This is a genomic window from Butyrivibrio sp. XB500-5 (genome assembly GCF_003625505.1).
Taxonomy (GTDB): domain Bacteria; phylum Bacillota; class Clostridia; order Lachnospirales; family Lachnospiraceae; genus Butyrivibrio.
In genome coordinates, this window is the sequence record NZ_RAIS01000002.1 from 35996 (window position 1) to 48283 (window position 12288).

Below are 12288 nucleotides of genomic sequence, written 5' to 3' on the forward strand. Positions count from 1 at the left end.
ACGAATTGGCAAATATTTATATAGTTTTATATCGTAAAAATCGTCTGAAAATTAATACTCTTAAGATTTTCTTAAGATGGCAATTTTTTATCTGTTGTTTCTGTTTTTAAAGTAAGCAAACAAGCTCTGGAGGATGATGAAGAAGCACAGAAGTGCCGCTGTCATGATGTTACTCCAGCTTGAAAGGAGCTTACCGTTTGTGGTAACGAGCGTTGAGATCGTTCCGTTAATGAGAACACCGAAGAGCGATCCTATTACGTTACCTACACCACCTGTAAGAAGCGTTCCACCGATAACGGATGAAGCGATAGCGTTCATCTCGAAGCCGAGCGCCTGCTGAACAGAACCTGACATTGTGTTGAGGCAGTAGCAGATTCCGCCGATGGAGCAAAGGAATGATGAAAGGATATATGCCTTCATCTTGGTAGCCTTAACGTTAAGTCCCATCATGGTTGCTGACTGCTGATTGCCACCTACTGCGTAGAGATTTCTTCCAAACTTGGTGTACTTAAGTATGAAGAAGATGATCGCTACAACAAGAAGTGCGATCACGACGGTAGGTCTGATGAACGGAACTACTGTCTTACCTTTCTTGTTCACATAACCAAGGAATCCCGGAAGATTAATCTTGGCATTGGCCCATTTGTAAAACATGGGGTTCATATCCTGAGTGATCGAGATCTGGTCTGTACAGATAACCGCTGTCATACCTCTTGCAAAGAACATTCCCGCCATCGTTATGATAAACGGCTGAATCTTGAGGTAACCGATAAGGTATCCCTGAACTGCACCGAATACAAGTCCGATAACGAGGATCAGGATGATAAGCGGGATACAAGGCCATCCCTTAACGCCCATTCCGTAAGCAAGGATCATACAATCCATCGCGATAAGCGATCCTACGGAAATATCAATTCCACCTGTAAGCATTACACAAGTCATACCACATGCAACGCAGATAAGTCCTGCATTGGTGATAAGAAGGTTCAGGAAAGTCTGTACGTGTGTAAAGCCTTTTGCTGAGTAAATAACACAGCCTACTGCATACATTGCTACAAAAAGAACGATGGTGATCAAAAGAAGCACTGTGTTTCCGCTGAATTTGTTTATCTTCTTCATGCCTTCTGACCTCCCTCTGCCGCAAGGGCTCTTCTCTTTGCTTCGCTGTTTGAAAGCCATTCTTTAAATGTAGGTGCCTGAACTACTACTATGATAACAACGATGATGGCCTTGATAACCGGTGCCTGGTCTGTTGAAACACCCATGGCAAGAAGGGTTGTCGTGATAGCCTGGATCGTATATGCACCTACAACGGCACCTGCGAGGTTGAACTTACCACCTCCGAGTGAGTTACCGCCGAGGGCAACCGCGAGGATGGCATCAAGCTCGTAGTTAAGTCCGATATTGTTGGAATCTGCGGAATAGATACGGCTGCTGGCAACCATGCCTGCGATACCTGCGCAGAGACCGCATATTACGTAGCATACAAAGCAGATAAGTGCAGAGTTGATACCTGAAATTCTTGCTGCTCTGCTGTTGATACCTGCTGACTGAATATAAAGACCGAGCGCTGTCTTCCTAAGGAAGATCGATACGACTAAGATAACCGCTATGGTTACGAATATCGCTGTCGGAATGGGACAGCCCGGTATAAAGTTACCCAGATATTTGTAAGGCTCGTATCTAATGTATGTAATCTGGTTGTTGCACAAAAGAAGTCCGATAGCCCTTGCCGCTGTAAAAAGAATAAGAGTTGCAACCATGGGCTGTATCTTGAGCTTGGCAACGAGTGCACCGTTAATGCATCCGCACACTCCGCCAAGTAAGATACCGAAGAGTATTCCAATCCCCATTGGAACCGCCAGCTGCGTTGTAGAGTTTACACCGTATCCTGCGAGCATCATGCATGTTCCGCAGGCTGAGAGGCTCATTACGGAACCTACGGAAATATCTGTTCCGGCTGATACGGCAACTACAAGCGTCTGACCCACCGCAAGGATTGCTATCTCACTTCCTCTGTTTAAGACATCTATTAATCTTCCATACAACACTCCATTTTGAATGCCAATGTTAAAAAATGTAGGACTCTTTATAAGATTTATAAGTAATACTAACAGAAGGCAGAAGAAGGGCAAAAATAGCTGCTGCTTCGTTATTTTCTTAATTGTATCCATTACTTCTCACCTCCCGCGATCGCACTCATTACGCTTTCCTGTGTCATGTCTCCTTCTATCTCGCCGACTTTTTCGCCGTCTCTCATGACACACATTCTTGTACAAGTACGAAGCATTTCTTCTATCTCCGAAGATATGAATACGACGCTCATACCTTCTTTGGCAAATTCTAATATAAGCTTCTGGAACTCTGTCTTGGTTCCGATATCAATACCTCTTGTGGGCTCATCCAAGATAAGGAAATCAGGATGTGTGCAAAGCCATCTTGCAAGAATAACCTTCTGCTGATTTCCGCCGGAGAGCTGAGAAAGAGGTGTTTCCCTGCTTGCAGTCTTAATCTGAAGCATGTCGATAAATTTATCCGCTATCTCGATCTGCTTAGCTCTGGGAACTTTCTTAAACATTCCGTTTCTTGCCTGAAGAGCAAGAATAATATTGTCTCTAACCGACAATTCACCGATACATCCGTCGGCTTTTCTGTCATCGGGAAGGTATGCCATACCTTTCTTTATTGCATCAATAGGTGCTTTAATATTGATCTCTTTGCCCTTCATGTACTCTTTACCGGTCTGAGCTTTATCTGCACCATAGATGCAGCGCACCATTTCGCTTCGGCCGCTTCCCAAAAGACCTGTTACGCCCACAACCTCACCTTTGTGAATCTCAAAATCAAAAGGCTTAACGGTTCCCTTATGGCTGAGTCCTTCGGCTTTTAACATTACTTCGGGGCTGATGTTTGCATCTCCCTCAGGCTTGATGGCTGCAAGATCGTCGAAATCTTTACCGAGCATAGCAGCTACAAGCTTAACTCTGGGAAGTTCGCTTATTGAGTAGTCTCCTACGAATCCACCGTTTCTCATAACGGTGATCCTGTCACATACTGCATAAACCTGCTCAAGGAAATGTGTAACGAATATAATTCCTACACCCTTTTTCTTGAGATCTCTCATTACGTCAAAGAGCTTTTCTACTTCGTGATCATCAAGAGATGATGTGGGCTCATCGAGGATAAGTACTTTACAATCCATGTCCACTGCTCTTGCGATAGCTATCATCTGCTGAATAGCCAGTGAATAATTCTCAAGCGCAACTGTAACATCGATCTTTATTCCAAGGCCGTCCATTATCTCTTTTGCCTTTTTGTTCATAGAGCGCCAGTCTATCGTTCCCAGCCTTGTAACAGGTTCGCGCCCTATAAAAAGATTTTCTGCAACCGAGAGGTTGGGACAAAGATTGACCTCCTGATAAACCGTTGCAATTCCTATTCTTTGCGCATCCTCAGTAGAGTGATTATAGACGTTTCCCTCTACGCCCTGCACATATACTTCTCCGGCATCACGCTCGTATACACCTGTGAGGCACTTGATAATGGTTGACTTTCCCGCTCCATTCTCGCCCATAAGTGCATGGATCTCGCCTTTATGAAGTGTAAGCTGTGCGTGATCCAGTGCAACGACACCGGGAAAGACTTTTACTATGTCACGCATAACGATAAGTTCATTCTGCTCCATAAAAAATACCTTCGCTTCTCCTTTTATTACTTCTGTTAATTAAATAGGGTAGTTCTTTCGAACTACCCTATTAGTTTTTTGCCTAAATACCTAAATTAGTAAGCTGCCTCAACTGTTGCTGCGTCAACTACTACAAGGGGTTCTGTTACATCCTGGCCTGCGTTGTTCTTGTAAGAGATATCCTTAAGAACATCTTCTGCTACATACCAAGGCTCAGCCATGAATGTCTGCTTCTCAATTGTCTCACCCTTCTGAAGAGCCTGGATAAGCTTTAAGCAGTCAGGTCCCTGAAGAGGATTGCACTGGAAGTCTGCGTTGATAGCCTTGTCGAGAACCATCTGAAGTCCTGCTGTGCAAGCGTCAAATGAGATAACGATTACGTCTTTGTCAACACCGTAAGAAACGCCTGCTGCCTTCATAGCATCGATAGCACCGAATGCTTCGTTATCGTTCTGGCAGATAACTACGTTGAACTTGCCTGCATAAGACTTGCAATATGACTCCATAACCTGCTGTCCGCCGTCCTGTGTGAAGTCACCAGTCTGTGAATCGAGGAGGTTCCATCCCTCAGAATCAACATACTGATGGAAGCCCTTTGTACGTCCGATCTCAGCTGAAGAACCTGTTGTTCCTGTGATCTCGAGGATGTTGAGTTCCTTGATGCCCTTAGCTTCTGCGTAAGCCTTAAGCCATGCACCTGCTGCAAGTCCCTCGTTTGTGAACTCAGAACCTACCCATGATACATACTTATCGGAATCATCGATTGTACGGTCGATAACGATTACAGGGATTCCTGCGTCGTCAGCTTCTGTAAGAACTGTATCCCAACCTGTTGAAACGATAGGATCGATTACGATGTAATCAACGTCCTGCTCGATGAAGTTACGAACTGCTTCGAGCTGTGCTGCTGAATCGTTGTCACAGTCTACAAACTGAAGATCAATGCCGTTCTCATTTGAAAGAGCAGCCTTAACTGAATTTGTTGATGCTGTACGCCAATCTGACTCGTGTCCAACCTGAGCGAAACCAACTTTGATAAGTTCGCCGTCTGCTGCGGGAGCTTCTGCCTCAGCTGCGGGAGCCTCTGCCTCAGCTGCATCTGCTGCAGGAGCTTCTTCCTCTGTAGCTGCGGGAGCTTCAGGAGCAGGAGCTGCGCCCTGTGAACCACATCCTGCAAGCAATGAAAATGACATTGCTGCAGCAACAATAGTTGCCAATACTTTCTTTTTCATGTTGTACCCTCCATTTACTTTATAATGGTTTTATTAAGCACATTTTACTTATTCGCATCGGGTATTCATAGTGCACAAAGTCACAATGCACAAGTTTCTATATTTTGACAATACAAATCTGCATGTTATACTGATATAAAAAAGTACAAATTTTTCGTAAAGCGTTTTCCAAAACTAATTTTGGTAAATTTCTTTATATTATTCAGAAAATTTTTTGGATAAAAAATTTTTTGACCGAAAAATCACTCTGATATTTTGAATAACCGCCACTGATTTTTCGATGATTATTTTTTATGGATGTAAAAAAGACAATTTTTTTACCCTTAAATTTTTATCCGGTTGAGGAAAAAAATGACCAAGACAGAAAATATTACTCATAAACTCCATGAAGAAATATCAAAAAGACTCATATCGGGTGACATGCTTTTTCCGACCGAAAAAGAACTCTGCGCTCAGTATTCATGCAGCCGTCAGACTATAAGAAAAATCCTTTTGAATCTGAAAGAAGATAAGCTTATAACTTCAAGACAGGGAAGCGGATACAGACTTACGGGCATAAGCCCCGATTCAAAAAGAAATCATGTCTGCCTTTTATTCGCTCGCCCCGATGATTATATTTATCCGTCTCTGATATATGACATCGAAAAAGGAATCTCTCACGGACATGATGTTCCGATGACCGTATCTGTGTTTGAAACAGGAGCTGACTTTTATAAAGAAAGAAGGATATTAAAAGAGCTGCTTAAAAACCCGCCGCTTGCGATCCTGGCGGAATGCTTTTCCCTTATGCCCAATCCCAATGCGGATCTGTATAAAGAGCTCGAAAAAAACGGCTGCGTTCCGATCTTTCTTTACGGAACCTACATAAACATGAACTCGTATCCTTCGATTTCCGAAGGTGCTTACGACGCGGTTTATAATCTTATAAGAAAGCTTGTCCTTACCGGACATAAAAAAATCTGCGGTGTTTTCAAAGACAACAATCCGCAGGAAATCTCCAAATTATATGGATTTATCTCGGCGCTTCGAGACAACAATCTGGATTTTGGAAGTGACAGATACTTGCTTGCAAGGCCGGAGGTCGACTATTCGGCTCTTGCTTCTTTGTGCCAAAAATCCGATGCCGTTATCTATTGCTGCGATGAGCTTGCCTATCCGAGTGTCAGGTGGTTACGTGAGCAGGGAATCATTAACCTTAACGACAAGCCTGTTTACAGCTTTGACAACAGCTATCTGTCGCAGGTCAATTCATTCAATCTTCCGAGCTTCCACCATACAAAACAGCCACTTGCGCACGTCGTATCGGAAAGAATTCTTTCAATAATAAAAGGACAACCGAAAATTTCGATCGTCCTTCCTTATTAACTCCTATATGATCAGCCTGTCTGATTTCTGTATTCCTTGGGAGAAAGACCGTACATCTTTCTGAACACAAAGCTGAAATAGTGAGCATCCTTATATCCGACAGCCGCTGCAACATCCGCGGTGTGCATTCTCTCTTTTGCAAGGAGCTCTCTTGCTTTTTCCAAACGTTTAGAAGTTAGGAACTTTACAAACGTGGTATCCATCTCTTTACTGAAGATCGTGCTGAGGTAACTGCTGTTTACGGAAAGCGCCTCGGCCACATCAACAAGCGAGCAACCCTCGTTCATGTAATTCTCATCTATATATGCGATGGCGTCGCTGATAAGCTTGTTTCCTCTTGTGTTGGAAGCACCGTCTCTTAGCTCCATCGCACTCTTTATAAGCTCCGTCAAGTATTCTCCGACCATCTCGCTTTTAATATCATAGCCACCTTCGGGGGCTGCGAGCTTGTCAGTTATCTCTTTTTTGGAAACGCCGCAGCTTTCAAGGAAGCTGCTTGTAGCAAACAGTGCATTAAGCACGAAGAAGTTTCTGAATACATGCCCCTTGAGCGCATCTCCCAGACTTGCCAGATACTCTGAAACAAATTCCGCGATCTCGCTCTCGCTTCCCGTCGATAAAAAGCTCTTAAGAACATTTCTGTCGACTTTGGCACTCTCGATGTTTTCTATTGAACCGTCGGTCTGCGATGTTGTGTACTTGGCCGATGTCTCTTCGGTCAAAATATGCGTGTCCTGCACAAAGAATCTGCAGGCAAATGCGTGATTAACCGTATTAAAGCAGTCCTCCAACGCACTGAATCTCTCAACGGGCTTACCCGCGGAAACATACCATTCTATCTTGTTATCTTTTCCCTCGCAGATCTCCGTGATCTTGGAAACGCCTCTGTCAACATACTCAGAGACAATTTCTTTTTCTCCTTTAACAACAACAATATATGTGTTGAGCGACCATCTCGATAATATGTACGCGGGGAATCTCAGGAAATAACTCATCAACTCCTCGAGTGCCTTACAATATTCCTCAGATCCTATCTCTTCGAAGGGCTTCTCCTTATCTTTTATTGAAAAGAGAATAAGGCTGAATGCGGACGCTGTGATATCAAGCGACAACTTTCCCGCTTCCACATATATATCTTTGACCGGCATGGTTCCCGTAAGAACCTTCTCAAGAAATTCTCTTCGCTGGAGCTGCTCATATTCCTGCGTCTCCATCTGATACTGCATAAGATAGCCTTGCTGCGTACGCTCGCTTTCTATCTTAGCCTTTACACTGTCAAGCGCCTCTTTCATTCCGAGCTTGGTTATCGGCTTTGAAATGTAATGATCAACGCCTTCTTTGATGGCGCGTCTTGCGTATTCGAAATCGTCATATCCGCTCATGATGATCATGCGCATCGACGGAAATTCTTTTCGCACGATATGACACAGGGATAAACCGTCCATAAACGGCATCTTGATGTCTGTGATAAGGACGTCGGGGGCCGTCTTTCTGATAAGCGGAAGAGCCATCTCGCCGTCACTTGCCTCTCCGACAAAGCTAAAGCCGTACTCTTCCCAGGGAATATTATCCCTGATACTTGCCCTCACAACACTTTCATCCTCCACAAGAAAAACCTTCAGCATAAAATAAAAACCTTCCCATTACTTAATAATTTCTGTCTTCAATGTAATCATCGACATTCTCTTTGGTAAAAACCATCTCTTCCATGTAGTTCGTCTTGTCCACATTTTTCCCCGCCTCAAGATCATTGATTATCTGTGCAAGAAGCTCTCCCGAATTGGGATTGCATTCAACGTCCACATTTATAACACCCTCTTTTACCAGCTCCAGAGCCTTCTTGGTTCCGTCAAAGGAAATAAGTATCTTATCTCCTTTCTCGCCGGTTGTAATCCCCGCATCATTCAGAGCTTCGAGTGCTCCGAATGCCATATCATCGTTCTGACAAACGATGACATCTATGTCATCAAACTCCCGAAGGAGTCTCTCCATAGTCTCTTTTCCCTTGGCCTGAGTAAATTCGCCGTTGGCGGATGCCTGCATCTTCCAGTTCATGTGCCGCGCCGCGATGGCTCCAAAGCCTCTTGTTCTTCCGACCTGGGCCGAAGAACCGGTTGTACCTTCAAGAACAACAATATTGATGTCCTTATCACTCACGCCTTTTTCCTCAAGATATGCTTCAAGCCATTTGCCCGCAGCTGCTCCCTCTGCGTACATGTCTTCTCCGACAAAGGTCGTATAAAGCGAATCATCATTGACTGCGATATTTCTGTCGAGCAAGATCACCGGTATTCCGGCCTCCTTGGCTTCAGAAAGTACCATGTCCCAGCCTTCCTGGATAACAGGACAGATGACGATGTAATCAACTCGCTGTGATATAAAACTTCTTACAGCCTTGAACTGTTTCTCCTGCTTTTGCCTAGCGTTGTCAAATATAAGAAAGAATCCGTTTCCCGTTGAAAGAGACGCCTTAACCGACTCGGTATTGGCACTTCTCCATGTAGATTCGCTTCCAAGCTGCGAAAATCCTACGCTTATAAGCTCATCATCTGCCTTGGTCTCAATGTCACCTTCTTCGGCCGTAACTTCGGAAACAGATAATCCCGTAAACGGACCGCAGCCCGTCAGCAAGATCGTAACCCCTGTCAAAAGAGCTGCTGCCTTATATCCTATTTTTTGTAATCCCTTAACTTTATTTATCCCCATTCTTATCCTCTTCGTTATAGTACGGCAACATCGGAAGAACCACGGATACTTTGGTTCCCTTTTCGGGAGTCGATTCGATGGATATTCCGTATCTTTCGCCAAAGTTCATCTTGATCCTCTCGTTAACGTTGGCCATACCAAAACCGGTGTCAGTATCCTTGGCAGGTTTGTTTATTTCTCTTATTAAATGAAGAAGCATGTCTTCGTCCATTCCGACTCCGTCATCGCTTACTTCAAATCTGACAAGCCCATCAACTTCCCTTCCCGTGATTCTGATAAGTCCTGCACCTCGCTTATTCTTGATGCCGTGATAGAGCGCATTTTCTACAAGCGGCTGCAAAGTCATCTTAAGGATCTTGTAGTTGTAAAGCTTATCATCTATATCAATATAGTAGCTTAGGATATCCGAGTATCTTACGCGCTGGATTTCCAGATAGCTTCTGATATGCTGTTCTTCTTCGCGGATCGTAATGAAATCTTTTCCGTGGCTTAATGATATCCTAAAGAACTTAGAAAGGGATACGACCATATCTTCCGCTTCCTGGTTCTTTCCATCCTCGATAAGCCACACTATCGTATCGAGCGTATTGTATAAGAAGTGAGGATTGATCTGCTCCTGCAGGAGTTTGGCCTCCGCCATTCGCATTTTCTTTTCATCCTCTCTGATCTGCTCCATCTGGATTTCCAAATGCGCCGCCATGTCGTCGACACTTTCCGACAATACCGATATCTCATCTTCAAGGTCAAAAGAGGTTCTGACGGTGAAGTTTCCTTCCGCGATCTCTTTGGTCGCCGAACCCAGGGCCTCTATAGGCTGAACTATGCTCCTTGCGACTTTGTCGGTTGTTATTATCGTACATAGGATTCCGAGAACCAAAAGAAGCACCAGCACAACAAGCAACTCCTCCATCTCTTTGGTCAGACCCCTGTTTATTACTTCGATCGTCTTGGTCTGATAATAGATGTAGTACTGGATATTGTCCTGAATAAGTTCTGTAAGTGAATAAATATTGGAGTCAAGCATTTCTACGTCTTCGTCGTAGTGTCCGCCTGCTTCAACGCTGACTCTTATATCATCAAGTCTGTCATTTAGCGTATCGACGTTTCTAAGAAGCGTTTCAAGCCAGGTCTTACTGTTTACCTCTGTCGTGATCGTCTTAAGGCGCGTAAAATCATTCCTTATGCTATCGACAAGGACATACGGATCATCCTCTTCCCCGCTTCCGAACACATCTCTTCCGACGATTATTCGGTACACGCTCTCATCCATCTGCTCCTTGAAAGTCAGGTTGTAGCTGTTTGCTACGGTCAGATTGCTTACGATCGTGTTATAGGCATTACCGTAATTGATAAGCGAATAGACCATGTACAAAATGATAAGAACAAAAGGCACAGTGGTGCCCGCCGCCAATATGATCAGCCTCCTTCGAAGGGGCCTCTTAACCTTTGTTTTGTTATCCGCCAACTTAGTTTTCATACTGAGTTTAGTATACTACAAAAGCGAGAAAGACGTGACTTTTTTAGTCTGTCGTCTTTCCCGCTTTTTTGGGTAAACCATATATTCACATCGGTTGTAAAGTTTGTTTTATGCCATGTATCCTCTGTTCATTGAAACTGCGGATACATCTTCGTTTAAGCTGTATTTACCGTATGTAAGTCCGGCATACACCGTCTGGGTATTTCCCATGATCGGAGTGCTGTTGTCTTTTTTCTCAAGCTCTTTGTATGAAGCGCAGAGCATTTTGAAATTCTGTCCTACCTTCCATACGCGGTGAATACTTCCGCTTGCTCCTGCCGCTATAAGCTCTTTTTTTGAAAAGATATATATTCCGTGGAGCATTCTTCCAAGCTCGTATTTAAGATCAACCGAGTGGATAAGCTCATCTATGCAGTTCTGCGCATATCTGAGATTCTTTTCCGCCTCTTCTTTTTTACTGATGCCGAGGGCATCTATAGCTTCCTCGAGATATTCAATGACCATCTCATAAAGTATTGTTATCATCTGTGTCTTGTTGGCCTGCGATATCTTAAGGGTAAATTCCTGCTTTTTTTCCTGTGTCATATTCGCGCCTTTCTTTTGCTCAGACTCTTTTTACCAAAATATATTACTGTAAAAGCTGCAATACCTGTGAGGGTCTTTCGTTTGCCTGTGCCATCATGGATGTTCCGGCCTGTGAAAGTACCTGCTGTGTTGAGTAAACAGTCATTTCTTCAGCCATATCCACATCCATTATTCTTGAATAAGCTGCTGTCATGTTCTCAACTGTTATATCCAGGCTGCTTACGGTGTGCTCGAGTCTGTTCTGATAAGCACCGAGTCTGCTTCTGATTGAATTTATAGTTTCAATCGCACCCTTGACGCTTTCGATAGCTTCTTTTGCACCCTTCTCGGTTGCCATGTCAAGGTTGTAAAGTCCGAGTGTTGTAAGTGATACTTCGGGAATCCTGATATCAAGAGTCTGGCCTTCATTGGCGCCAACCTGCATGGTCATTGCACCTGCTGCCGCTATCTCAACTTTAAGTGTTCCCGTATATTTATCATCCATCTGAATCTGGATCTTTTTACCTGTGCTGTCGGAAAGTGTAAGTACATCCTCATTAACATCAGCGATCATGTTACTTGTCATGTACTTCTCTTCATTTCCGTTTTCATCGATCTTGTATATCTCGATGTTCTTCTTTACGGCTTCCGTGCAAATGAGCGCCTTCTTATCAACGCCTGTCTTTCCTGTAAGATTTATGAAATCTACGTCGATTCCTCTTATCTCATATTTTCCGGCTTCGAAGTTATCTGAATATGAACTTACTCTGAAATTGGGATTGGTCTTTCCCGAAGCATCGGTCACATAGCCTTTAAGGTCAAAAGAGCCGTCGAGAATGCTCTGTCCGTTGAACTGAGTTGTCTCGGCCATTCTGTCTATCTCTTCCTTAAGCTGGGTAACCTCTTCCTGGATGGTCTTTCTGTCGTTCTCCGTAAGAGTTCCGTTGCTCGCCTGAATAGCAAGCTGGTTCATTCTCTGGAGAATTTCTTGAATCTCAGACAATGATCCGTCCGCAACCTGAACGATCGAGATCGCATCATTTGAGCTGTCATTAGCCACTCCGAGTCCTTCTATCTGTGAATTCATTCTTCTTGACATTGCAAGTCCGGACGGGTTGTCCTTGGCATTTGCAATCTTAAGACCGCTTGATAATCTCTGAAGAGATTCTGAAAGAAGCTTATCGTTTTTCTGTAATGCGTTGTTTGCTACCATCGCGGATATGTTGTAATTAACCTTCATCCTTACCTCGTTTCCGCAC

10 protein-coding genes are annotated in these 12288 nt (G+C 43.9%); 1 reads left to right on the forward strand and 9 read right to left on the reverse strand.

Going from position 1 to position 12288, the window contains the following annotated elements; translation table 11 throughout:
* Positions 1–87 precede the first annotated feature (87 nt).
* The 4 genes from D6856_RS04940 to D6856_RS04955 all read right to left on the reverse strand — a co-directional run bounded on the left by D6856_RS04940 (position 88) and on the right by D6856_RS04955 (position 4917).
* Entirely contained in the window at positions 88–1119 is a 1032-nt protein-coding gene (locus D6856_RS04940; RefSeq protein ID WP_092244964.1) for an ABC transporter permease subunit, read from the reverse strand.
* On the reverse strand, positions 1116–2174 hold the full coding sequence (locus D6856_RS04945; RefSeq protein ID WP_120686015.1) for an ABC transporter permease: 1059 nt from the start codon (positions 2172–2174) through the stop codon (positions 1116–1118). Before D6856_RS04945 ends, D6856_RS04940 begins: the two co-directional genes overlap by 4 nt.
* Positions 2174–3685, reverse strand: a complete 1512-nt coding sequence (locus D6856_RS04950) for a sugar ABC transporter ATP-binding protein (protein WP_092244969.1) — start codon at positions 3683–3685, stop codon at positions 2174–2176. Before D6856_RS04950 ends, D6856_RS04945 begins: the two co-directional genes overlap by 1 nt.
* Before the next feature lie 95 nt (positions 3686–3780).
* The gene (locus tag D6856_RS04955) at positions 3781–4917 is read right to left on the reverse strand and encodes an ABC transporter substrate-binding protein (RefSeq protein WP_120686016.1); all 1137 of its coding nucleotides are present in this window, start codon (positions 4915–4917) and stop codon (positions 3781–3783) included.
* A gap of 351 nt (positions 4918–5268) precedes the next feature.
* Between D6856_RS04955 and D6856_RS04960 the strand changes: the two genes are divergently transcribed.
* On the forward strand, positions 5269–6282 hold the full coding sequence (locus D6856_RS04960; protein WP_120686017.1) for a GntR family transcriptional regulator: 1014 nt from the start codon (positions 5269–5271) through the stop codon (positions 6280–6282).
* Positions 6283–6293: 11 nt separating this feature from the next.
* On the opposite strand, the gene D6856_RS04965 is transcribed toward D6856_RS04960, so the two are convergent.
* From D6856_RS04965 to D6856_RS04985, 5 genes are all read right to left on the reverse strand, one after another.
* Entirely contained in the window at positions 6294–7907 is a 1614-nt protein-coding gene (locus D6856_RS04965; RefSeq protein WP_120686018.1) for a response regulator transcription factor, read from the reverse strand.
* Positions 7908–7929: 22 nt separating this feature from the next.
* Positions 7930–8988 carry an ABC transporter substrate-binding protein gene (locus tag D6856_RS04970; protein ID WP_092244982.1) on the reverse strand — a complete coding sequence of 353 codons (1059 nt, stop codon included), beginning with the start codon at positions 8986–8988 and terminating at the stop codon, positions 7930–7932.
* Entirely contained in the window at positions 8975–10399 is a 1425-nt protein-coding gene (locus D6856_RS04975) for a sensor histidine kinase (protein ID WP_243114035.1), read from the reverse strand. Before D6856_RS04975 ends, D6856_RS04970 begins: the two co-directional genes overlap by 14 nt.
* Before the next feature lie 174 nt (positions 10400–10573).
* Positions 10574–11050 carry a flagellar protein FliS gene (locus D6856_RS04980; RefSeq protein WP_120686020.1) on the reverse strand — a complete coding sequence of 159 codons (477 nt, stop codon included), beginning with the start codon at positions 11048–11050 and terminating at the stop codon, positions 10574–10576.
* Positions 11051–11093: 43 nt separating this feature from the next.
* Positions 11094–12269 carry a flagellin N-terminal helical domain-containing protein gene (locus D6856_RS04985; RefSeq protein ID WP_120686021.1) on the reverse strand — a complete coding sequence of 392 codons (1176 nt, stop codon included), beginning with the start codon at positions 12267–12269 and terminating at the stop codon, positions 11094–11096.
* Between the last annotated feature and the right edge of the window lie 19 nt (positions 12270–12288).

Bases quoted from the DNA above. Each gene is read 5' to 3' on its own strand.
- D6856_RS04970 (WP_092244982.1), bottom strand. From the start codon at position 8,988: ATGGGGATAAATAAAGTTAAGGGATTACAAAAAATAGGATATAAGGCA.
- D6856_RS04945 (WP_120686015.1), bottom strand. From the start codon at position 2,174: ATGGATACAATTAAGAAAATAACGAAGCAGCAGCTATTTTTGCCCTTC.
- D6856_RS04980 (WP_120686020.1), bottom strand. From the start codon at position 11,050: ATGACACAGGAAAAAAAGCAGGAATTTACCCTTAAGATATCGCAGGCC.
- D6856_RS04965 (WP_120686018.1), bottom strand. From the start codon at position 7,907: ATGCTGAAGGTTTTTCTTGTGGAGGATGAAAGTGTTGTGAGGGCAAGT.
- D6856_RS04985 (WP_120686021.1), bottom strand. From the start codon at position 12,269: ATGAAGGTTAATTACAACATATCCGCGATGGTAGCAAACAACGCATTA.
- D6856_RS04960 (WP_120686017.1), top strand. From the start codon at position 5,269: ATGACCAAGACAGAAAATATTACTCATAAACTCCATGAAGAAATATCA.
- D6856_RS04950 (WP_092244969.1), bottom strand. From the start codon at position 3,685: ATGGAGCAGAATGAACTTATCGTTATGCGTGACATAGTAAAAGTCTTT.
- D6856_RS04940 (WP_092244964.1), bottom strand. From the start codon at position 1,119: ATGAAGAAGATAAACAAATTCAGCGGAAACACAGTGCTTCTTTTGATC.
- D6856_RS04955 (WP_120686016.1), bottom strand. From the start codon at position 4,917: ATGAAAAAGAAAGTATTGGCAACTATTGTTGCTGCAGCAATGTCATTT.